The organism is Rhodococcus wratislaviensis (genome assembly GCF_041228765.1).
GTDB classification, from domain to species: Bacteria; Actinomycetota; Actinomycetes; order Mycobacteriales; family Mycobacteriaceae; genus Rhodococcus_F; species Rhodococcus_F wratislaviensis.
The window spans coordinates 1,083,063-1,104,987 of the sequence record NZ_CP150488.1 but is presented as its reverse complement, the minus strand read 5'-3'; the positions used below and the strand labels follow the sequence as shown (position 1 = coordinate 1,104,987).

The window sequence follows — 21,925 nt, the reverse complement described above, 5'->3', positions numbered from 1 at the left end:
GAAGGACGACCCTCTCATGACCACACCCGCGCAACTGCACCATCTCGTCGACGGACAATGGCTCGACGGCGCCGGCGATACCGTCGTCAGCACCAGTCCGGCCGAGCCGGACGTCGTCGTTGCCCAGGGACGACTGGCAGACACCGCGGCACTCGACGGGGCCGTCACGGCGGCCCGACGGGTCAGGCGAGAGTGGGCGCGCACTCCCGCGCACGAGCGGGGCGCGATCCTCGTGCGTGCCGCGGGAATCGTGGAGAGCGCAGCCCAGGACTGGGGCACCGAACTCGCCCGCGAAGAAGGCAAGACCAAACCCGAAGGCATAGGCGAAGTACTGCGCGCGGCCCAGATCCTGCGCTACTACGGCAACGACGCCGACCGCGACGCAGGCGAGGTCTTCTCCTCGCCGCGCCGCGGTGAACGCATCCTGGTCACCCGCAAACCCATTGGCGTGGTCGGTGTGATCACGCCCTTCAACTTCCCGATCGCCATCCCGGCGTGGAAGATCGCCCCGGCCCTGACCTACGGCAACACCGTGGTCTGGAAGCCGGCCGGCACCGTTCCGCTCCTGGCGATGCGCCTGGCGCAGGCCCTCACCGACGCGGGCCTGCCTGACGGCGTGCTGAACCTGGTGATCGGTGACCGGACCGTCGGCAACGGTCTCGTCGAGCACCCCGGCATCGACGCGATCACGTTCACCGGCTCCACCGGTGTCGGCCGTAGGATCGCCGCGGCCGGTGCCGCCCGCGGTGTTCCGGTGCAGGCGGAGATGGGCGGAAAGAACGCGGCGGTCGTCCTCGGCGACGCCGACCTCGAGCTGGCCGCCGAGCAGGTGATGTTCGGTGCCTTCCGCTCGACGGGGCAGAAGTGCACCGCGACCTCTCGGCTGATCGTCACCGACGACATCGCCGAGGACTTCCTCGCCGAACTCGGCAAGCGCGCCGACGCACTGAACGTCGGTAACCCCGTTCAGGACGGCACGGAGATGGGACCGGTGGTCGACGCCGCCGCCCGCGCCTCGATCCGGGCGGGCATCGATCGCGCGATCGAGCAGGGGGCGCTGCCCGTCGCCGGCGGCCACGAATACTCCGAGGGCGCCTTGGCAACAGGGTATTTCGTGCCGCCGACCATCCTCGAGCTGCCGTCGCAATTGCCTGATGTCTGGCGTGACGAACTGTTCGGCCCGGTACTGGCGGCCCGGCGAGTAGGCAGCGCCGGCGAAGCTTTCGCCCTGGCGAACGACAGCGAATTCGGTCTCTCTGCCGCCATCTTCACCCAGGACCTCACGCGCACCCTCGATGCCATCGACGACATCGATGTCGGCATCCTGCACATCAACTCCGAATCCGCCGGCGCCGACCCCCACGTGCCGTTCGGCGGCGCGAAGAAGAGCGGATACGGTCCGAAGGAGCAGGGCCGCTCGGCGCGGGAGTTCTTCACCCACACCACCACGGTGTACCTGCGCGGCGGACAGTCGACGATATGAGCCCCGGCGCACTCGACGGCACGGTCATCGAACCGGTCATGCTCGAGGACGTTCTCCCGGACGGCGGCAGCCACGGAAGCGGCCCGCTGATCGCCGTCGTGGCGCCCCTGAACTTTCCCGGCCTGACGACCGAGACCCGGGACCTCATCGTGCGCTTCACCGGCTCGGCGCTGGCCACGCTGGTGGAGCTGGGAGCCCGGGTCAACGTCATCGACATCTCCCGGGACGCCCCGTTCACCATCGACGAGGAGACCGACGGGGTGATGCTGCTCGGTGGGGGAGATGTCGACCCCACCCTCTACGGGCACACCGGGTTCGTCGACAATCTCTACGGGGTCGACCGCGGAACCGACGAACGCACACTCGCCGCGATCGATCTCGGGCTCGAGTTCGGGGCGCCGATGCTCGGCATCTGCCGCGGCTCCCAGATGATCAACCTCGCCTGCGGTGGAACGCTGATCCCGGATCTGGGGGAGAACAACCCCCACCGGGGCGGTGACGGGGAGCCGATGTTCCTCGACGACCCGGTCGTCGTGGTCGAAGATTCACGCCTCGCGCAGATCCTGTCACGATCGCGGGTGATCGTCCGCAACGGGCATCACCAGGCGGTCGGCGAGGTCGGCGAGGGACTGAGGGTGACAGCCCGCGGTGTGGACGGTGTCGTCGAGGCAGTCGAGCACGAGAGCACATGGATCGTGGGTGTGCAGTGGCATCCGGAGGACACCGACGGGTCGGAGGAGGACCGGAGGGCCCTGTTCGGCGCGTTCGTCGAGCATTCAACGGCGCATGCTGCGGCGAAACGCGGACAACGGACCACACCCGCGGTGTAAGGAAGTCCAGTACAACTGGATCCCTGGTAGGGGCCGGGCGAGCTCGATCAGCACGCCCGGCCCTCACGCCGCCCCGACCTACCGAACGTGCCGTGCAGCACTAGTTTTCATCCAGGAGGAGTTCTACTCCGCGTCCCGAAGCGGCACCAGCGACCAGGGAGTTGCCCGCACCGGCACCGCTTCGCCCGACCGGGCCACGGAAGCGACCTTGGAACCGGTGATGTACTCCGGATCGTTACCCACGATGACCCGTCCGTCAGCATTGACGAGGACCAGACCGGACCCCGCGCGACGAAGTTGCGGCCACAGCCTCGATTCGATACTCGACACGGGGACATCGGCGCCGGCAACACCGAGGAAGGTTCCGTCGCCGAGCCTGACCGGAACAGCGAAGGTGCACACGTACAGGTCGACACCGGTGTAATCGAGATATGGCCCATAGACCCACTTCTCGTTCCGATCCCGCGGTATCACGAACCATTCCATGTCGGAATAGTCGTAGTAGTACTCGCTACGGGGATTGAGGTCGAGGACCAGCCGCTGCGAATCGGGACGGTCGCCCCCGTCGGCGCGCCACCATTCGAGGTAATGCTGCCGATCGGCGAGGCTGCCGTCGGCCATGACGACTCCTGCGCCGTTGAACAGCGGCCCGCGTGATTCGAGTTCGCCGACCACGCTGCCCTTGAGCGACTCGAGGTCGGTGGACCGCGGTGTCGTTCCGTCGGCCTGCAACCTGGCCCACAACTCGGTCAACGCATCGCCGATCGAGGCGAGGGAACCGTAGATCACCTCGACGAGGTCCGTCGTCGCTTCCGCGACCGAGTCGACGGCTGCCTGCGGCCGAGAGTCATCGACAGGACTCATTCGTTCCTCAGCTCCATACGTAATTTGATCAGGCGGCGAACGTGGGCAACGCTGTGCGATTCTGCCAGTTCCCGTGCCAGATCGGGATTCTCGGCTTCGATCGCATCCACCAGAGCGTGGTGGGTGCCGGCTTCCTCGGCTGGATCGACCGCTACCTGCGGAAGCCAGATCATTGCCGACAACTCAGCTTGCAGGCTGACCTCGGTTCGGGTCAACCGCGACGACTGCGAGCTCACGGCGACCTCGATGTGGAAGCGGCTGTCGGCGCGTCGGCACTCGAAAGGGTCGGCGGTCTCCCGCATCCTGGTCACCAGCGCCCGCAACCGGGTCACATCGGCGGCCAGGCTGCGGCGGGCCGCCAGGGCGGCGGCTGCGCCGGAGACCGCGAAGTGTTCGTCGCCGATGTCCCGCAGTTCCTCCACGCTCAGCTGCTGCAGCCTGGTCAGCGAATTGCTCTGGACGACGTCGGCCGACGCCTTGACGAAACTGCCACCGCCGCGCCCACGCTTGGTGTACACCAGCCCCTCGTTGCGGAGCACCGCCAGCGCCTCACGCAGGGTCACCGTGGAAACCCCGAGTTGGCCGGCGAGGTCCAGTTCTGGCGGCAGCTGCTCGCCGTCGACCATCACGCCGAGCCCGATAGCTGCGGAAATGCGCTGGACGACCGCATCGGTCCGGGGGCCGCCGCCATCGAGCGGGGCGAGAACAGCGCCGAGCGCAGTCAAGCCTCCGAGCTGGTCGATCGGCACCGGTACCCCCTGAGGTCGTAGAGCTACACAAGATCGTAACGCTGACACCTTGAACTATGAACTATCACTGTATATGTTTAAGCGACGGATGTGACCGGCCCCACAAACCGGACATTCGATTCTCACGGCCCCGCGGTACCTCCCGACGAAAGAACGAGACCCGTGTCCCAGATACCTCTTCAGCGTCCTGACGACGCCATTTCCGACGACGACGCCCAACTGGCCGCTCTCGGCTTCGAGTCCGAGTTCAAACGAGACATGAGCCTGTGGGCGAACTTCTCCCTCGGTTTCACCTACCTGTCCCCTGTTGTCGGTATCTACACCGTCTTCGCGATCGCGCTGGTCGCTGCCGGACCTCCGATGATCTGGAGCCTGCTGATCGCCGGTGTCGGCCAGTTCCTCGTAGCCCTGGTTTTCAGCGAGGTCGTCGCACAGTTCCCGGTCGCCGGTGGCGTGTACCCCTGGGCCCGCCGCTTGTGGGGCCGAAAGTGGGCGTGGATGACGGGGTGGGTGTACCTCTTCGCCCTGCTCGCCACGATCGCCGGCGTCGCCTACGGCGCGGGCCCGTTCGTCGCCACCGTGGTCGGGTTCACCCCCTCGGTGACCACCACCATCGCCTGCGCTCTCGCGGTGCTGATCCTGGCCACGGTCATCAACTTCGGCGGCACAAAGGTCCTGGGCTATGCCGCGATCTTCGGTTTCGGGGCCGAGTTGCTCGGCGCACTCGTCGTCGGAATCTGGTTGCTGGTCGCCGAGCGTCATCACGGACTGGGAGTTCTCTTCGACAGTTTCGGGGCGCAGGGCTCGCACAGCTTCCTGTATGCGTTCCTCGCCGCCAGCCTGATCGGTGTCTTCCAGTACTACGGTTTCGAGGCCTGCGGCGACGTCGCCGAGGAAGTCAAGAATCCCGGCATCCAGATCCCGAAGTCCATGCGCCGCACCATCTACATCGGCGGCGCCGCGGCAACCTTCGTGTGCCTGAGCCTGATTCTGTCGGTCGTCGACTTCGGTGCCGTCATCAGCGGCGAAGACCCTGATCCGGTCGCGACCGTCCTCAGCGACGCGTTCGGTCCGGTGGGCTCGAAGATCGTCATCGTCGTCGTGCTGATCTCGTTCGTCTCCTGTGCCCTGAGCCTGCAGGCGGCGGCGAGCCGACTGATCTACTCCTATGCCCGTGACGGAATGATCGTCGGCAGCCGACTCTGGTCGAAGTTCGACCACCACCGCGCCGTCCCGCCGTACGCGCTGCTGTTCGCCGCCGTCGTCCCCGGAATCTTGATCATCGGGTCGGCCGTGTCCACCGACGCCCTGACCAAGCTGATCAGCTTCGGCGCCATCGGCATCTACATCGCCTTCCAGATGGTGGTCTTCGCCGCGCTGCGTGCCCGCGTCAAGGGCTGGATCCCGAACGGGAAATACCAGCTCGGAAAGTGGGCGATGCCGATCAACATCGGCGCACTGGTCTACGGCGTCGCCGCCATCGTCAACATCAGCTGGCCGCGCACCCCTGACGCCGTCTGGTACGACAACTACATCGTCGCCCTGCTGTGCGCCGCGGTCATCGGATCCGGCCTGCTCTACATGGCACTCGCCCGCTCCCACAGCAACGGGACCGCACCCTTCGGCGACGCGATCCCCCAGCGCCCCAACCCCACCCACGCGGCTTCTGTCGAACCGCAGCCCGAACCCGCAGGAGCAACCGATGTCCACTGATCAACTGACCCAGGCGCCGTTTCTGAACCTGGCCGATCCCACCTTCTCGGTGCAATCCGATGCCGTCCGCCAGGCGCGCGAGGCCAGCTGGTACGCCCACACCAGCTACGGACTCGCCGTCCTGCGGTACGACGAGGTCGGCAAGCTGATGAAAGACCGTCGCCTGCGGCAGGGAAGCTGGGCATGGCCGGCGCACAACGGAGTCCACGACGGGCCGTTCGCGCACTGGTGGACGAGCGCGCTGCTCAACCTCGAAGGCGACGACCACCATCGCCTGCGTCGACTGATGAACCCCGCCTTCTCGCCGAAACTGATCGGTGGCCTGGTCCCCAGGTTCCAAGCCCTCGCGAACGAGCTGATCGACGGGTTCTACGACCGCGGCCGATGCGACTTCGCCTCCGAGTTCGCCGAACCGTACGCAGCCCGCGTCATCGCGATCATGCTCGGTATCCCCGAGGGGGAATGGAAGAAGATCGCCGCGTGGTCCAACGACATCGGCCTGGCCTTGGGCGTCACACTGAAGCAGGACCTCGCCAAGGTCGAGGCCGCGCTCGAAGGGCTCTACGAGTATGCCGACGAACTGATCGCCGACCGGCGCAAGAATCCGGGAGACGACTTCGTCAGCCGGCTCGTTCTGGCCGAACGTGACGGTGAACATCTCAGCCACGACGAGCTGCGCGTGTCGCTGGTCCTGCTGATCTTCGGCGGGATGGACACCACCCGCAACCAGCTGGGCCTGGCCCTGCAAACGTTCATGAAGTATCCCGACCAGTGGACGCTGCTCGGGGAACGCCCCGAACTGGGCAAGGCGGCGGTGGAAGAGGTCATGCGCGTCAACCCGACCGTCACGTGGGTGACACGCGAAGCACTCGAGGACTTCGAGTACCAGGGCGTCGAGATCAAGGCCGGCACCACCATCCACCTGTTGTCCGAATCAGCCGGCACCGACCCGCGGGTGATCGACGGTGAGCCCTTCGATCTGACTGCTCAGCGACCGCCGCACTTCGGTTTCGGTGGCGGCGCACATCACTGCCTCGGACACTTCGTCGCCCGCAGCGACATGAGCGAAGCCCTTCCACTCCTCGCCCAGCGGTTGAAGAACCCGACCATCGACGGCATCGCCACCTGGCTGCCGCTCAGCGGCAACACCGGCCCGATCTTCCTGCCGATCGCGTTCGAACGCGGTTGACACCCAACACCATCAGTACTTTATCGGTAAGAGAGGTAATAGAAATGGACGTTCGCGTCGACTACGGAATGTGCCAGGACCACGGACAGTGCGCCATCGCGTCACCCAGGGTCTTCCAGATGGATGACGACGGCAAGCTCGTCTACGACAAGCATCCGGAGGATTCCCAACGCGACGAGGTAGAGGAAGCAGCCGACGTCTGCCCCGTCCAAGCGATCTTCCTCGACGAGAGCTGAACCGATGCCTTCGCACGTTGTCATCGTCGGTGGATCGATGGGCGGTCTCCGCGCAGCCGAACAGCTGATCGCCAACAAATTCGACGGAATCATCACCATCGTCGGCGACGAACAGCACATGCCGTACAACCGCCCGCCCCTGTCGAAGGACGTGCTCGCCGCCGAACGCGACGAACAGAACTCCACCCTCGACCACTGGCACTCCTCGGTCGCCTTCCGCCAACGTAAGAGCATCGCGGATGTGCAATGGAAACTCGGAACACCCGCGGTGTCGAGTGACCTCGACTCCAAGACTGTCACCCTCGCCGACGGCGAGGTACTGCACTACGACGGGTTGGTCGTGGCGACCGGCCTGCGCCCCCGGCGCCTGGACCTGCCGGGACCGAAGTCCGGCCGGCATGTCATTCGTACCCTCGACGACGCCATCGGGTTACGCGGGGAACTCGAGCCGGGAAACCGGGTCGTTGTCGTCGGCGGCGGATTCATCGGATGCGAAACCGCTTCCACCGCAAGCACACTCGGGTGCGAGGTGAACATCGTCGAGCCGCTGGCCGTCCCGATGATCCGGCCCCTCGGCGAGGAATTCGGCAACGCACTACGGCGAGTGCATGAAGCATTCGGCGTGCACGTCCACACCGGGGTATCCGTCGAACGGGCGGTCGCCAGCGGCGATGATTCCGGCCGGCTGTCCGCAGTGATCCTGTCCGATGGCACCCGACTCGACGCCGACGTGCTGATCGAATCGGTCGGCTCCCACCCCAACGTCGAATGGCTCGACGGTAACGGCCTCGACCTCGGAAACGGTGTCCTGTGCGACAACCACCTGCGCGTCGAATCGCGGCCCGACGTCGTCGCAGTCGGCGACATCGCCCGGTTCCCCGATCCGGCCACCGGGAACATCCCGCGCCGAATCGAACACTGGTGCATCCCCACCGATACCGCCAAGCGAGCCGCGGTCTCGCTGATCCACCACCTGAACGGTGCCGGCGAGGACACCACCGTGTTCTCACCGCTGCCGTCGTTCTGGAGTGATCAGTTCGGGCTACGACTGCAGGGCTACGGCTCACCGGGCGACGCCGACCACGTCTCGGTACTCGAGGGGGACCTGTCGAACCCGATCGACGACGACCCGTCCGCACTGGACGGCACCGTCGTCGGTTACTACCGCGGGAGTCAGCTGGTCGGGGTCGTCATGATCTCGCCCGCACCCGCGTCGGCCCGGAAATACCGCGACGCCATCGAAACCTCGCGCGCCGCAGTCCTCACTTCTTGACCCCGCGACCTACCCACACCACAAGGAGATATCCGATGACCTCATTGGATCAGCACCGGGAACTCAATTCTTCGGATGCCCGTATCGCAGACATCCAGAACCAAATCGACTCCACCGGAGTCGAATACATCTACTACCAGGTCGTGACCCTCACCGGGCGAACCGTCGCCAAGGTCGTCCCCGCCCGGCACCTTCGCCGCAACCTCGTCAAGGGCGTGCAGTTCCACCGCACCGCCATGGTCGATCTGCACACCGACCGCACCGGACAGCTGCTCGGAGGTGGTGTCGACGCGGCCGAGTTCACCGCCATCCCCGACCTGGACACCTTCGCGGTGCTTCCCTGGGACACCACGGTCGCGCGGTTCTTCTGCACCACCTACGAGCCCGACCACATCCCTGACATCGGTGGCGAATACCTCGCCACCGACACGCGCAGCACACTCATTCGGGCACACAGCCAGTTCAAGGCCGACACCGGCCTCGAACTCAAGAGCGGCTGCGAACCCGAGATGAGCTGGCTCGGCGCGAGCATGGACGTCAAGGTCCGCCCGGGTGGCAGCGCCGCATACCAGACCGCGAACCTCGAGCTGATGCGCCCGATCTACCAAAAGGTCATGACCTACGCCCACGCCCTCGGATTCGACATGATCGAAGGAGACTACGAAGACCCCGGGCAGCTCGAACTGAACTGGCAATTCGACCGCTGCACCGCCACCGCCGATCGCCTGATCACCTACCGGCAAATTTGCCACCAGGTCGCCAAGGAGCACGGTGTCATCGCCAGCTTCATGCCCAAGCCCGTTACCGGCTCCATGGGCAACGGCTGCCACCACAACGTCAGCCTGTGGGACGGCGACGAGAACGTCCTCGAAGAGCCGGGCCGCCGCGAACTCCACCTGAGCAAGATCGGCCAGCACGCGCTCGGCGGCATGCTCGACCACGCACCCGGATCGATCGCGATCATGGCCTCGACAGTCAACTCCTACAAGCGATTCTGGGACGGCGGACAATTCGCCCCCACCGCCGTCAACTGGGGTATGGACAACAAGACGTGCACTGTCCGACTCTCCGCCGTCGGACGTCTCGAGTACAAGATCCCCGACGCCAGCGTCAACCCCTACCTCTCCCACACCGTGCTGCTCGCCGCGATCAAACACGGCATCGACAACGCCACCGATCCCGGGGATCCGCAGATCGGCAGCAGCTACGGCGACGACACCTACGAGACGTTGCCGCTGACCCTCGGGGACGCGGTGCAGGCCTTCAACGACAACACCGTCATTCGCGGCAGTCTTGCCCCCGAGCTCGCCGACCAGTACTCGGCTCTGAAATTCGACGAATGGGCCCGCGCATGCGGCGCCGTGACCGACTTCGACCGCGACATGTACCTGGAGTTCCTGTGAGCAACGAACTGAAACTGATCTGCGTCGACCTGCCCGCACCGCCGCTGTTCGACAAGGCGGCCCCCGACGGAACGCGGGTCGGATACGAGCCCTCCGCGGCCGAACTCGTTGCCGATGTCCTCGGCAAGACCGTCCGCTGGGTCGTGACGTCCTGGAGCGACATGGTTCCCGCCGTGCAGGATGGCCGCGGTGACGCCATCTGGTGCGGTCAGGGCATCACCCCTTCGCGCGCGGAACTGGTCGACTTCACCCGCCCCTACGCAATCTTCGACGAATCGGTTCTCGTCCTCGCGGACAGCGGAATCAACGCCGCGGACGACCTGAGGGGCAAGCGGGTCGGCGCCATCGTCGGCAGCACGAACCTCGCACTCGCGGAGACCTTCGACGGCGTGACGACGGTGCCGTTCGACGGTGCTACCGACGACGTCCTCGGCGACATGGTGCAGGCACTGCGCGATGGAGAAATTGACGCCGTGGTCGACGACGATGTCGCCATCGTGCCGCTCGGGGAGCAGTCCGACCTGGCCGTCGCCTTCACCGTTGCCACCCGGAACCGGTGGGGTGTCTCGGTCGCGAAGGGCAACGACACCCTCCGCATCAGCATGGACGCAGCCTTGAACAAGGTCATCGCCGACGGATCCCTCGAGGCCGAGTGGAAGCGGTGGATGCCGGACCTGCCCTTCCCCCTCACCGCCGATGAGTGAGACCGACGGCCAGGGCCGGCCACTGATCGCCGTACCCGGCATCCGCGCCGCCTCGATCAGCGGTCTGCGACGCTCCGGAACCGTGGCTGCCGACAAGATCCTCGAAGCCATCTTCCGGGCCGGGGGAGAACCGGTCATCGTGCCGCCCGGACCGGGCAACGTCGCGCGCCGGCTGACGATCTTCGACGGCATCGTTCTGCCCGGCGGCGCCGACCTGGACCCCGCTACCTACGGGGCCGAACGTGACTCCCGCACGGAGGCATCGGACCCCGTGCAGGACGAGTTCGACCTGAATACGGCGCGGGCGGTGATCGACCTGGGACTGCCCTTCCTCGCGATCTGCCGCGGCATGCAGGTCGTCAACGTGGCGCTCGGCGGCACCCTGGTGCAGCACGTTCCCGACAGCCACATCCGGCACCGCGAATGTATGCACCCCGTCCGGATGGAATCCGGCTCCGCGGTCGCACAGGCGATGGGCGGCCGCGTGTTCGAGGTCTCCTCGTACCATCACCAAGCCGTCGACCGACTCGGCGCGGGACTGCGGGTGGCCGGCCGTGCCGGGGACGGGTGCGTCGAGGTGCTCGAGCACGACAGCTCCCCGATGCTCGGCGTGCAGTGGCACCCCGAGGACGACGCGGACACCGCACCGCACCAGCAAGCACTGTTCGACGCCACGGTCGAGCGCGCTCGGCTCGCCCGGGCGCGACGCGACGAACTCGGGCGGGACCTCGTCCGAACGAAGGAGTACTGACATGACCGCAACCGTGCCCAGCGAGGTGGACCGCCTGCTCGAGACAGCTCGGCGACTGTCACCCCGGAACGATGTCTTCATCGACGGCACATTCGTTCCCGCCCTCGCAGGCAGGCGCTTCGACTGCATCTCACCCCGCGACGGCCGGGTACTGACCACCATCGCCGAAGGCGACCGCGAAGACATCGACCGCGCCGTCCAGTCCGCTCGCGCCGCTTTCGAAGACGGTCGCTGGGCCAAGCAGCATCCCCGTGAACGCCGCCGGGTGCTACAGGCCCTCGCGCGGCTGATCGAGGAGCATGCCGACGAGCTCGCTCTTCTCGAAGCCTTGGACATGGGCAAACCCGTCGGGGATGCTCGGGCAGTCGACGTGCGAGTAACGGTGCAGTGCTTCGACTTCTATGCCGAGGCCATCGACAAGCGCTACGACGAGGTGGCGCCGACCGACGACACCACCTTCGCGACCATCACCCGCGAGCCGTACGGTGTGGTCGCGGCGATTGTGCCGTGGAACTTTCCGCTGATGCTCGCGGCCTGGAAACTCGCCCCCGCCCTCGCGGTCGGCAACAGCGTAGTTCTCAAGCCGGCGGAGGCGTCCTCGTTGACAGCGCTGAAGCTCGCAGAACTCGCCGCGGAGGCCGGCCTGCCCGCCGGTGTCCTCAACGTGGTTCCGGGGTTCGGTGCCACCGCAGGCGCCGCACTGGGACTTCACAACGACGTCGATGCCATCACCTTCACCGGATCGGGCCCGGTCGGGCGGACTCTGCTTCGCGCCTCCGCCGATTCCAACTTGAAGGAGGTCTCGCTCGAGCTCGGCGGGAAGAGCGCTCAGCTCGTCCTCGCGGACGCCACCGGACTCGAGAGCATCGCAACATCCGTCGCGAGTGGCATCTTCTTCAACCAGGGTGAAGTCTGTTCGGCCGGTTCGCGTCTGGTGGTGCACCGTTCACGCAAGGATGAACTCGTGGAACACCTGCTGCGGGCCACTGCCAGGATGAAGGTCGGTGACCCCCTCGATCCGGACACTTCCGTCGGCGCGCTCGTGGAGGAGAAACACTTGAACCGCGTCGTCGGCTACATCGCAGCGGCAACCGACGAAGGTGCAACCACCCTCGCCGGTGGCTCGCAGGCACGGATCGACTCTGGCGGGTACTTCGTGGAACCGACGATCTTCGACGACGTCACCCCGGAGATGACGATCGCCCAGGAGGAGGTCTTCGGCCCCGTACTGTCCATTCTCACGTTCGACGACATCGACGAGGGCGTGCGGATCGCCAACGGCACCCACTACGGTCTCGCCGCCGCGGTGTGGACCGACAGTCTGTCGAACGCCCACCTCGTCGCGCGTGCCCTGCGCGCGGGAACGGTGTGGGTCAACAACTACGACGGTAGCGATATCACCGTGCCGTTCGGCGGGTACAAGCAGTCCGGGTTCGGAGCGCACGACAAGTCGCTCCATGCGCTCGAGAAGTACACCACGCTCAAGAGCACCTGGATGAAGCTGTAAAGGGACCCTTTCCGGTAGCGGGAAGGGTCCCTTGCGAACTCGGATTCAGGGCGCCTCCTGGATCGTGCCGAGCAATTCCCGTGCCTTGACCGCGATCCACAGCTCGGCGCGGACATGGGCGGAGTTGATGTCTCGGCCCGTCAGCTCCACTACTTTGTTCAGACGGTTACGCATGGTGTGGCGATGAATGCCGAGCGTCGCTGCTGCAACTTCCGTCTGCCCGTTGTGTTCGAGAAACGCGGTCAGTGTGGCAACCAAACTGCTTGATGCAGGATGGGTCGCGTCGTATACATCCAACGCGCCGAGCATCGATTGCTCCAACGTGTGTAGTTCCTCAGCGCTTTGGCTGCCGAGCAGGAGGGAGAAGGTTCCGAGGTCCGCGAAGTTGACGAGCTGCCCCGTCCGTGACCGGCCGGCTCGCATCGCTGCGGTCGCCTGCCTGACACTGAGCGCGGCAGCAACGATCGGAGCGGGCAAACCGAGGCCGCCTCCGAGCGTCCGCTGTAGTTGAGCGCTAACCTGTTGTTGTAGTTGCGATCCGATCTCCAAGGAGCGTTCGGCTGGGACGATGATCGTGAGCTCGTTCGCTGTTGGGGTCATGAGGTACGGAGTTGCATGCCCGGCGAGTGCCGCCGCGGTCTGCCGCTCGGCGGCCAGGAGGGGCCCGACATTCGTGAGCACGATTGCGGCGATGCGAGAGTCGGCGTCGAAACCGAAGTACCTGAGCAAGCTCACATCGAGATCGTCGCCGAGGCTGAGTAGTGCCTGGGTCACGGCTGCACGCAGGCGCTGCTCCGTATCAACCACTTTGGCAGGTTTGCCCAATTCGATCGAGACCAGCGACACCGCGTGAGCGACCAACAGGCGATCCGAGGACGGGAGGGGCTCAGTCGAGCTGACTGCGAGGTAACCGTGTTGTTCCTGGGCCGCCGAGACGCTCTGAATCGTGCAGTACCCTTCGTCGTCGGCGACGACCTTGCTGGTCTGGCGCCGACCAGACCGCGAGCGAGCCGAATCCGCCATCCGACGGGCAAGGCGAATGACGCGCGCCGAGTCCGGTCCGTGGACGGCGAGGACGCGGTCGTCGGTGTCGATCACGGCAACGGTCGACGAGAGGGCCCGGCCGAGCGCCGAGATCACTGCGGGAATTCCGCCACGCAGTGTTGCTCGGGCGAAGTTCTCCTGTTGGTCGACGACGCGCTGAACGCCGCGGACCTGGTCGGCTGTCAGTTCGTCGATGACCGCGCGGGTGATGGCAATGAATGGCGTCGACGCGGGTACTGCAAGAATCGGTAGACCCAATTCGTCGCCTGCGCTTCGGATGCCGTCGGGGACTCGATCGAAGGTGGTGCCGGTGTCGAACGCGAGCGCGACGGTACCCGCTTGCACGAGCCCGGCGACGTACTCGAACTGTTCGTCTGCTTCGGTTCCGATTTGGAGTCCGGTCGTCATGACCAGTTCGCCGCCGGCGAGCCACGGCGTCGGGTCGGCGAGTTCGATGGCGTGGGCCCAGTCGATCACACGGTCGGCGCCCTCGAGGCCCGCGACGATCGAAAGGCCGAGGTCACGGCGCTGAGTCAGTCTGCGAACGGTGATCGCCACGGTGACACTCTCCCGCCTACCAGGAAACGAGCAATACCCGGCCCCCTGCTCGCCGTCATTCTATGCGCTGGGAATGTGGCGGACTCAGGCGGATTCACGGGCGAGCGGTGAACTCGCCCAGGCGGCTCGGGCGATCACAGCCGGTGTCCTGGGTGTCGGTGTTCCCACGCTGCCGCTAGTCCGGTGTCAGACATTCGAGGCTGAGGTGGATCTCTGTGATCACCGCCGGCGAGCGGAGCGATGTGCGCAGGATGTCCTCGATTTTCTTGATCCGGTAGCGCACGGTGTTCGGGTGGAGGGCGCACTGTGTGGCCGTCGCGGAGACGTCGAGGTCGTTCGCGAAGTACTGGCGTAGGAAGTCCAGAAGGTCTGGATGTTCGTCGATGAGGGGTGCCAACTGGTGGGCCGCTTTACGTGAGGTGGGTGCGGTGGCGCGGCCCGCTAACAGCCAGTCGCTGATTCCGACATCCTCGAATCGCGTGGCGGTGGAGCCGCTGCGGGTCGCTGCCCGCCGTGCGCACTGTGCATCACGGACCCGTTCTCGACCGGTGCGAAGGTCGGTGAAGGGTCCGCTGAACCCGCAGGCCACTCCGTCTTGGAGGTTTTGGATCCACGTGTCGACTGAGCTGCTGGTGGCCGGCACGATCCCGAGCAGTTCGCGGTCGACCTGCGCCAGGAGCAGCGGCAGGCGCGAGTCGTGGGCAAGGTCCACTACATCCTGTTCGAGAGCGTCGAGCAGGGTATCCGAGCGGAGTGTCCATCGGCCGTCGTCGTAGGTATTCGCTGCGGTCAATGACACCATGCGCAGGTCTGCTTGCCTGCCGAACCGCAGCATTTCCAGTCGGTCGATGACGGAGTCGAGATCGGGTATCTCGCCGGAAGCGAGGGTCCGAACGAGAGCGGCTCGTATGGCCCGGTTCTCGGTGGTGGCGCGGTATCGCGAGCGTTCGATCGTATTGAGCAATCGCAGCGCCACCTCGACTGCGGGAGCGGCCAATGGGTCGGGTACTTCGTGGCGTTTGGAGGCAACTGCGAACCAGTAGTTCTGGCCGCCGGGGGCGATCGAGTAGGCACTGACGGCCCATCGACCTACCCGGAATCGTAATCGGCCGGTACGTCCTCTCAACTGAGCGCGGATCAGATGCAGAGGTGCCTCGCCTGCAGATGCGACAACGTCTCCTACCTCGCTGTAGAGCACGACGCTGCTGCGCAGTAGTGCAGCCAGGCGCGCGACGAGGTCTGCTTCGGGGGCGGGAGATGCCATCGCTTCGAGCAGATGATTCTGCATTTGCAGGGTCCGTCGGAGCAGCATCGAGTCCGTCGTCTTCGCCGCTGCCGCCACTCGGGACACGACGTCCATGAACCGCACCTGGGCGGGTACGGAGATCACTGCGAAGTGGTGACGGTTCGCTTCGTCGATGAGGGCGCGCGGCACGGTGTCGGTGACTACTCCCACGCCGTAGCCGAGAGCAGAGACGCCGGCATCGACCAGTTCGCGGACAAGTTGACGCTGGGCGAGGGACGCCTTCTCCTGCCCAACGAAGCGAGTCCCGGTCGTGAGCATCAGGGTGCGGGGTTCCAACCACCGGGCCGGCGCCTCGATCTCGATGGGGTGCGCGCTGACGAGCTGCACGTTCGGGTCGCCGTCGCTCTCGAGAGTCAAGCCGAGGTCCTGTTCGAGCAGCAGGTCGACCAGGCGGAAATACTCAGTTTCCACGTTCGAAACACCTCACCCGAAGATGTTAACAAGTCCAAAGAATAGGGAACAAGATTTCGTTTTCTCCAATTGTTTGCGCTGTTTGCCTGGGCAGATACTGGGCGAACCCGAACGCAGGAGTATGACCGTGATCACACCCCCCGAACGCAATCTTCGAGTCGCCGTCGACGTCGGCGGTACCTTCACCGACGTCTGCATCTTCGACTCACGAGCGTCGACCACCCGCGTGGCCAAGGTCCCGTCGACACCGCACGACCCCATGGAGGCCGTCGTCGAGGGTGTCCGCAGCGCCGGAATCGACCTGGCTGACGTCGCCCTCTTCTCCCACGGAACGACGGTCGCGACCAATGCGCTCATCACCAGGAACTTCCCACAAGCAGCACTGGTCACGACCCGCGGGTTCCGAGACGTCCTCGAGATTCGAGACGGGACGAAGGACGAACTGTGGGACGCCTACTCCGATGTGGGTACCCCTTACATCCGTCGTCGCGACCGGTACGAGGTCACCGAACGGATCGACTATGCGGGCGAGATCATCACCCCGCTCGACGAAGCCGGCGCGCGCGAAGTTGCGCGGCTGCTGCGCCGCAAGCAGATCCAGACCGTTGCGATCTGCTTTCTGAACTCATACGTCAACTCCGCCCATGAGCTGCGCATGCGGGCAATCCTCGAAGAGGAACTTCCCGGCGTCAGCGTCTCCACCTCCAGCGAAATCCTCCCAGAGATCTTCGAGTACGACCGTGCCTCGACGACTGTCGCCAACGCCGTGCTCGCCCCCTTGGTCAGCGGCTATGTCAACCGGCTCGAGGAACAACTCCGGGCAGACGGATACGACGGCGACCTGCTGCTCCTACACTCCGGCGGGGGCTCGATGACGCCGGCGATGGTTGAGCGTTATCCCGTCCGACTGGCTGCGTCGGGCATCGCGGCCGGGGCCATCGCTGTCGCGGACATCGCCAACCGATGTGGATACCCCAATGCCATCGGCCTCGACATGGGCGGAACCAGCACCGATATCTCTCTCGTCTACGACGGCGAGATCCGGACGACGAAGCAGTGGCAGGTCGAGTACGGTTTCCCGATCTCGTTCCCGAGCATCGAAGTGCTGACCATCGGTGCAGGCGGCGGGTCACTCGCCTGGATCGACGAAGCCGGCTCGCTGCGCAACGGTCCGACCTCCGCCGGTGCGGACCCCGGACCTGCCTGCTACGGGTGGGGCGGTGTCGAACCGACCAACACCGACGCCAATCTCGCGCTCGGCCGCCTCGGCTCGTCGTTGATCGGCGGCGGGCTGAACCTCGATGTCGATGCCGCCGAGAAGGCAATCCGCCGCGTCATCGCCGACCGGCTCGAACTCGACACCGACACTGCCGCCAGCAACATCATCCAAGTTGCCAACGCCAACATGGCCGACGCGGTGCGACTGTTGTCGATCCGCCGCGGCTACGACCCCCGCGACTTCGTCCTCGTCGTCTGTGGCGGTGCCGGTGCCCTGCACGGAGCGGCCCTGGCCAAGGAACTGAACATCCCCACCGTCGTCGTGCCCCCACACCCGGGAATCACCTCAGCGCAGGGTTGTCTGCTCGTCGACATCCGCCACGACCTGTCCGCGATGTTCCAGGGACTCGTCGCCGACATCGACACGGCGGCGCTCGAGCGCGAGTTCGTCCGACTCGAACGTGAAGGACTCGAGCGGCTCGAGCACGAAGGTGTACCCGCCGACAGGATGGTGCTCGACCGGAGCATCAGCATGCGCTACTCCGGGCAGTGGCGATCGTTGACCGTCTCGGCAGGTACCGGCGCAGGATTCCTGACCGAGGCTGTCGAACGGTTCCACGAGGAGCATGAGCGGGATTACTCGTTCCGGCGGGACGACACGCCCGTCGAGATCTACCAGATCGGACTCCGCGCGATCGGCACCACACCGAAGCCGCAGTTCCCCCAGGCGAGCGTGCCGTCCACTGAAATGCCTGCCGCCACCGGACACCGGTCTGTCTACTTCGACGAACTCGGCCGGCGAGTCGCGGCTCCGGTGTACAACCGCGACGATCTGCGTTTCGGCACCGAGATCGAGGGGCCCGCGATCATCTCACAGCTGGATTCCACCACCGTAGTGCCGCCGGGAACGACGGCCGTGATCGACGAGTGGGACAACATTCGCATCAACATCCTGCAGGAGACCAAGTGACCACCTCATCGACGCTCGACCGCACGCTCGACCCCGTGACATTCGAGGTACTCAAGAACGCCTTCGTCACGTCCGTCGACTTGATGTCCGAGCAGATCCTCCGCACGTGCTACTCGTTCGTCATCTACTCCCGCGACTTCTCCTCCGCGCTGTGCGACGCCGACGGCAACACCGTGATGCAGGGCAGCCAGGACATCGCCGTCCACGTGGGCACGCTGCACTTCCAATGCAAGGCAGTCATCGAGGAGTTCGGCGAAGACATCAACCCGGGCGATGTCTTCGCGATCAACGACCCGTACCGCGGCGGAACCCACCTCAACGACGTCAGCTTCATCAGGCCCATCTTCGCCGACGGCACGCTGATCGCCTTCGCGCAGAACAAGGGTCACTGGGCCGACATCGGCGGGAGCGTACCCGGATCATTCGACGTGACAGCCACCGAACACTTCGCCGAGGGGCTGCGCATTACGCCGGTACGGCTGTGGCACGAAGGCCGGTTCCTCGCCGATGTCGCGAAACTGCTCGTCGCGAACACCAGGTCGCCGGAGATCAGCATGGGCGACCTGCACGCCCAGGCAGAAGCCACGGGAGTCTGCGAACGCGAGCTCCACCGACTGGTCGACAAGTACGGTCGCGAAACCGTCACCGCCGCCATGCAAGAGGTTCAGGACTACGTCGAACGCATTGTGCGTCAACGCGTCGCGGCCCTACCCGACGGCACCTGGACCACCGAGGACTACCTCGACTCCGATCCCGCCAAACCGGAAGGCCTGGTGCCGATCCGGGTATCGTTGACCATCAAGGGTGATCAACTCAGCTACGACCTGAGCGGCAGCGCCCCCGCGGTCGCCAGCTTCCTCAACTGCGGATACGGCACGGCCTTCTCCGGGATCGTCGCAGGAACCAAGACATTCTTCCCCGATGTTCCACTCAACTCGGGTCTCTACAATGCCATCACCACAGAGCTGGGCCCGGAAGGCACCGTGGTCAACGCAGGGTGGCCGCATGCGGTGACCGGATTCTGTTCCGGGCCTTACGAGAAGATCATGAACGCCATCTTCGAGCTGTGGTCGAAAATCGTTCCCGAGCGGGCCATCGCCTGCTCGTTCAACCTCGAATACCTGCTTATCGGCGGACGGGATGCCCGGGACGCTCAGCACCCGTTCTTCATGTGGTACGACTGGATGGCCGGTGGGTGGGGAGGACGGAGCACCAAAGATGGTGCGACCGCGACGGCCCCGGTCTTCGGCGTCGGGTTGGCTGTGCAGCCCTGCGAAGGTCAGGAACGGCTCACGCCGGTCCTGACCAGCGAGCACGCCATTATCACCGATTCCGGCGGTCCGGGTACCCACCGCGGAGGGTGCGGGCTCACCAAGGGCGGCGTCCTGACGGACTGTGACAACACGGTGATGTCGTACTGCTGCGACCGCGCCCGATCGCTGACATGGGGAATCGAGGGCGGACTCCCCTCCATTCCACACGGCGTCTGGCTCAACCGGGGCACACCGGACGAACAGTTCCTCGGCTCCGTCTTCTCCAATGTCACAATCCAGGCCGGTGACTCGTTCGAACGTCCCTCCGCGGGCGGCGGCGGATACGGCGACCCACTCGACAGAGATCCCACCGAAGTTGTCGAGGACGTCATCGACGGCTATGTCTCCCTCGAGCGTGCCGCACTCGACTACGGAGTCGTCATCGATGCGATCGACCCGGAGATCGACCATTTCGTCGTGAACGACGGAAAGACGAGACAGCTTCGTCAGAGCATTCGCGAATCGCGCCGCGGGTGGCTCACCACCGACCCCGAAGAAGTTGCCGAGCGCTACCGTAACGGCGAACTCGACATGCTCGATCTCGTCCGCAGATACGGCGTCATCGTCGACTGGGGAACGGGTGAACTCCTCCCCACCACCACAACCCAGTTCCGTTCCCTCCTCCAGACTCGCGCAGCGCAGCACTGGACCTGAACCGCAACCTTGGCGAGGTCTTCCGCACCTCGCCAAGGTTGCGATCCCACCGGGCAGCCCCCGCTTACCACTGCATCAGCCGACCCAGACCACTATGTTTTCGGGCCCATCGTCGACAGATAGCGTTTCTATCCAACGGAATCGGACCCGTACGGGGAGGCAAGAACAAGCGCTCTCAACTACGTGTCCGGCCGGTGCGCGATCAGAAGGCCATCGCGTCGGTCCCACGTGCCTCCCCACAACATCGAGTCGCACCGCCCCTGCATCGCCTGACCACTCGCTCTCACAGAGAGAATCACCATGTCCGAACGCGACATCGCCACCCCGACCCCTGACTGCAGTCCCACCGCCGACGAATTCGCAATCCCCGAATCCCAACGCGCGCCCCGATGGTCGCTGACCATGGCGTGGTGGGCGATGTTCAGCGCGATGTTCTGGCTCTACATCGCATCCGCATCATCCGACGCCGTGGGAGTGCCGAACACCCTTGCCGGAATGGCCCTGACGATCGCCACCTACGGAATAGTCAACAGAATCCTGTCCCGGTACGCAGCCCGAACGGGACTCTCGGTAGAGTCGCTCTCCCGCAGAATGTTTGGTTCCATCGGATCTATCCTCGCCCCCTTGGTGTTCGCGGCAACCGCTCTGTATTACGGCGTGTTCGAAGGATCGATCGTCGCCGTAGCACTGCAGGACTATTTCGGCGGCGACCTACGCATCTGGTATCTCGTGTGCGTCATCTACATGATTCCACTCGTCCTCGGCGGAGTTGCGACCTGGCTGGACAAGATCAACGGTATCCTTCTGCCCTTCTACGTTATCGGGCTGATTGCGGTGATCGCCGCGGCGACCATCAAACAGGGCTACCCCCACGGATGGCTCGACTCCGCACCGACAACCGGGCCGCTGCCAGGGTGGCTGACCTCGTATCTGATCTACATGGGTGTCTGGGTCATGATGATGTACACCTTCGACTACGCGCGCCTCGCCAAACCTCGAGACGCGAAGTTTCATGGCACGGTCACCTTCGGCTGGGTCTTCTACCTCTTCACCTTCGGCGTGAACGGCCTGATCGGCATCTACATCCTCGATTGCTGGGGAATCGCAGGCAGTGAAAGCGGCGTTGTCAAGGCCGTCATCAACTCTCTCGGGTTCGCCGGCGTAGTTCTGATTCTCATCTCACAGACCCGCATCAATACCGCCAATTACTACCTCGCTTCGAGCAACCTCCAAGTCCTCGCCGACCGCTCTCTGGGAATAGCCTCGCCGAGGGCGGTATGGGTTATCGCAGCCGGGATACTCGCCTACCTGTTCATGCTCACCGATGTCCTCAGCTATCTACTGAAAGCCCTTGCATGGCAGGGTGTATTGGTCACCGCCTGGGTGGCGATAGCCCTGGTGCACATCGCGCTTCACCGTCCTGGCGGTAAGGCGACAACTGGCAACGGGGTCGGGGCAGGAGCTTTGGCATGGCTCGTTGCCTCCGCGATCGGCATCGCCGCGACGGTGCAAACCACGTACCCGGTACTTGCCCAGCTGGCACCGATAGTCACGGTGGTATTCGCGGCGAGCTTGTATTGGTTGTCGTGTTCCCGGCTGGTCCGAACCCCGATTCGACAGGCGGAAGGAGTCACAACGAACGACCGCAACCACCCAACTCCTGAAGAAGCGCAGACCGTCTGATCCACGATCCGCGGCGCGGTCCGTGTATCCCTACGTGGGGTAGGGATACACGGGTAGGCGTAATCC

At 65.1% G+C, this 21,925-nt stretch carries 17 protein-coding genes; 13 read left to right on the top strand and 4 right to left on the bottom strand.

From position 1 onward, the window contains the following. Positions 1–16: 16 nt before the first annotated feature. A complete protein-coding gene (locus WKC72_RS04965; RefSeq protein WP_370181903.1) occupies positions 17–1,483 on the top strand; it encodes an aldehyde dehydrogenase family protein in 1,467 nt (488 codons plus the stop codon). Then, a complete protein-coding gene (locus WKC72_RS04960) occupies positions 1,480–2,313 on the top strand; it encodes a gamma-glutamyl-gamma-aminobutyrate hydrolase family protein (protein ID WP_370181902.1) in 834 nt (277 codons plus the stop codon). The genes WKC72_RS04965 and WKC72_RS04960 overlap by 4 nt, the downstream gene beginning before the upstream one ends. Positions 2,314–2,436: 123 nt before the next feature. Here the strand turns inward: WKC72_RS04960 and WKC72_RS04955 are convergent, their stop codons facing one another. Continuing rightward, the gene (locus tag WKC72_RS04955; RefSeq protein ID WP_370181901.1) at positions 2,437–3,177 is read right to left on the bottom strand and encodes a cache domain-containing protein; all 741 of its coding nucleotides are present in this window, start codon (positions 3,175–3,177) and stop codon (positions 2,437–2,439) included. Further along, positions 3,174–3,926, bottom strand: coding sequence for a FadR/GntR family transcriptional regulator (locus WKC72_RS04950; protein ID WP_200887758.1), 753 nt, complete (start codon positions 3,924–3,926; stop codon positions 3,174–3,176). Before WKC72_RS04950 ends, WKC72_RS04955 begins: the two co-directional genes overlap by 4 nt. Before the next feature lie 162 nt (positions 3,927–4,088). On the opposite strand from WKC72_RS04950, the gene WKC72_RS04945 reads away from it, so the two are divergent. The 8 genes from WKC72_RS04945 to WKC72_RS04910 are packed head-to-tail and all read left to right on the top strand — an operon-like array spanning position 4,089 to position 12,702. After that, on the top strand, positions 4,089–5,639 hold the full coding sequence (locus WKC72_RS04945) for an APC family permease (protein WP_370181900.1): 1,551 nt from the start codon (positions 4,089–4,091) through the stop codon (positions 5,637–5,639). Beyond that, positions 5,629–6,828, top strand: a complete 1,200-nt coding sequence (locus tag WKC72_RS04940; RefSeq protein ID WP_370181899.1) for a cytochrome P450 — start codon at positions 5,629–5,631, stop codon at positions 6,826–6,828. Before WKC72_RS04945 ends, WKC72_RS04940 begins: the two co-directional genes overlap by 11 nt. Positions 6,829–6,872: 44 nt before the next feature. Beyond that, positions 6,873–7,064, top strand: coding sequence for a ferredoxin (locus WKC72_RS04935; RefSeq protein WP_037230252.1), 192 nt, complete (start codon positions 6,873–6,875; stop codon positions 7,062–7,064). A 4-nt stretch (positions 7,065–7,068) separates the two neighbouring features. Continuing rightward, positions 7,069–8,337 carry an NAD(P)/FAD-dependent oxidoreductase gene (locus WKC72_RS04930; RefSeq protein WP_370181898.1) on the top strand — a complete coding sequence of 423 codons (1,269 nt, stop codon included), beginning with the start codon at positions 7,069–7,071 and terminating at the stop codon, positions 8,335–8,337. A gap of 35 nt (positions 8,338–8,372) precedes the next feature. Continuing rightward, a complete protein-coding gene (locus WKC72_RS04925; protein ID WP_370181897.1) occupies positions 8,373–9,740 on the top strand; it encodes a glutamine synthetase family protein in 1,368 nt (455 codons plus the stop codon). Then, positions 9,737–10,444: an ABC transporter substrate-binding protein gene (locus tag WKC72_RS04920; protein WP_037230257.1), complete on the top strand. Its 708-nt coding sequence runs from the start codon at positions 9,737–9,739 to the stop codon at positions 10,442–10,444. Before WKC72_RS04925 ends, WKC72_RS04920 begins: the two co-directional genes overlap by 4 nt. Further along, positions 10,437–11,195 carry a gamma-glutamyl-gamma-aminobutyrate hydrolase family protein gene (locus WKC72_RS04915; protein ID WP_052033023.1) on the top strand — a complete coding sequence of 253 codons (759 nt, stop codon included), beginning with the start codon at positions 10,437–10,439 and terminating at the stop codon, positions 11,193–11,195. Before WKC72_RS04920 ends, WKC72_RS04915 begins: the two co-directional genes overlap by 8 nt. 1 nt (position 11,196) lies before the next feature. Then, entirely contained in the window at positions 11,197–12,702 is a 1,506-nt protein-coding gene (locus tag WKC72_RS04910) for an aldehyde dehydrogenase (protein ID WP_370181896.1), read from the top strand. Between the two features lie 45 nt (positions 12,703–12,747). Here the strand turns inward: WKC72_RS04910 and WKC72_RS04905 are convergent, their stop codons facing one another. Then, positions 12,748–14,304, bottom strand: a complete 1,557-nt coding sequence (locus WKC72_RS04905; RefSeq protein WP_370181895.1) for a PucR family transcriptional regulator — start codon at positions 14,302–14,304, stop codon at positions 12,748–12,750. A 175-nt stretch (positions 14,305–14,479) separates the two neighbouring features. Continuing rightward, complete coding sequence (locus WKC72_RS04900; protein WP_370181894.1) at positions 14,480–16,021, bottom strand: PucR family transcriptional regulator; 1,542 nt, start codon at positions 16,019–16,021, stop codon at positions 14,480–14,482. 121 nt (positions 16,022–16,142) lie between these two features. Between WKC72_RS04900 and WKC72_RS04895 the strand changes: the two genes are divergently transcribed. From WKC72_RS04895 to WKC72_RS04885, 3 genes are all read left to right on the top strand, one after another. Further along, the gene (locus WKC72_RS04895; protein WP_370181893.1) at positions 16,143–18,209 is read left to right on the top strand and encodes a hydantoinase/oxoprolinase family protein; all 2,067 of its coding nucleotides are present in this window, start codon (positions 16,143–16,145) and stop codon (positions 18,207–18,209) included. Then, positions 18,206–20,176 (top strand): hydantoinase B/oxoprolinase family protein, encoded by a 1,971-nt coding sequence (locus WKC72_RS04890; RefSeq protein ID WP_370181892.1) that lies wholly within the window; start codon positions 18,206–18,208, stop codon positions 20,174–20,176. The genes WKC72_RS04895 and WKC72_RS04890 overlap by 4 nt, the downstream gene beginning before the upstream one ends. 300 nt (positions 20,177–20,476) lie before the next feature. After that, positions 20,477–21,859 (top strand): cytosine permease, encoded by a 1,383-nt coding sequence (locus tag WKC72_RS04885; RefSeq protein ID WP_370181890.1) that lies wholly within the window; start codon positions 20,477–20,479, stop codon positions 21,857–21,859. Positions 21,860–21,925: the final 66 nt, after the last annotated feature.

Coding starts and splice junctions, on each gene's coding strand:
- WKC72_RS04965 (WP_370181903.1), top strand. CDS start 17: ATGACCACACCCGCGCAACTGCACCATCTCGTCGACGGACAATGGCTC.
- WKC72_RS04960 (WP_370181902.1), top strand. CDS start 1,480: ATGAGCCCCGGCGCACTCGACGGCACGGTCATCGAACCGGTCATGCTC.
- WKC72_RS04955 (WP_370181901.1), bottom strand. CDS start 3,177: ATGAGTCCTGTCGATGACTCTCGGCCGCAGGCAGCCGTCGACTCGGTC.
- WKC72_RS04940 (WP_370181899.1), top strand. CDS start 5,629: ATGTCCACTGATCAACTGACCCAGGCGCCGTTTCTGAACCTGGCCGAT.
- WKC72_RS04935 (WP_037230252.1), top strand. CDS start 6,873: ATGGACGTTCGCGTCGACTACGGAATGTGCCAGGACCACGGACAGTGC.
- WKC72_RS04930 (WP_370181898.1), top strand. CDS start 7,069: ATGCCTTCGCACGTTGTCATCGTCGGTGGATCGATGGGCGGTCTCCGC.
- WKC72_RS04925 (WP_370181897.1), top strand. CDS start 8,373: ATGACCTCATTGGATCAGCACCGGGAACTCAATTCTTCGGATGCCCGT.
- WKC72_RS04915 (WP_052033023.1), top strand. CDS start 10,437: ATGAGTGAGACCGACGGCCAGGGCCGGCCACTGATCGCCGTACCCGGC.
- WKC72_RS04910 (WP_370181896.1), top strand. CDS start 11,197: ATGACCGCAACCGTGCCCAGCGAGGTGGACCGCCTGCTCGAGACAGCT.
- WKC72_RS04895 (WP_370181893.1), top strand. CDS start 16,143: ATGACCGTGATCACACCCCCCGAACGCAATCTTCGAGTCGCCGTCGAC.
- WKC72_RS04885 (WP_370181890.1), top strand. CDS start 20,477: ATGTCCGAACGCGACATCGCCACCCCGACCCCTGACTGCAGTCCCACC.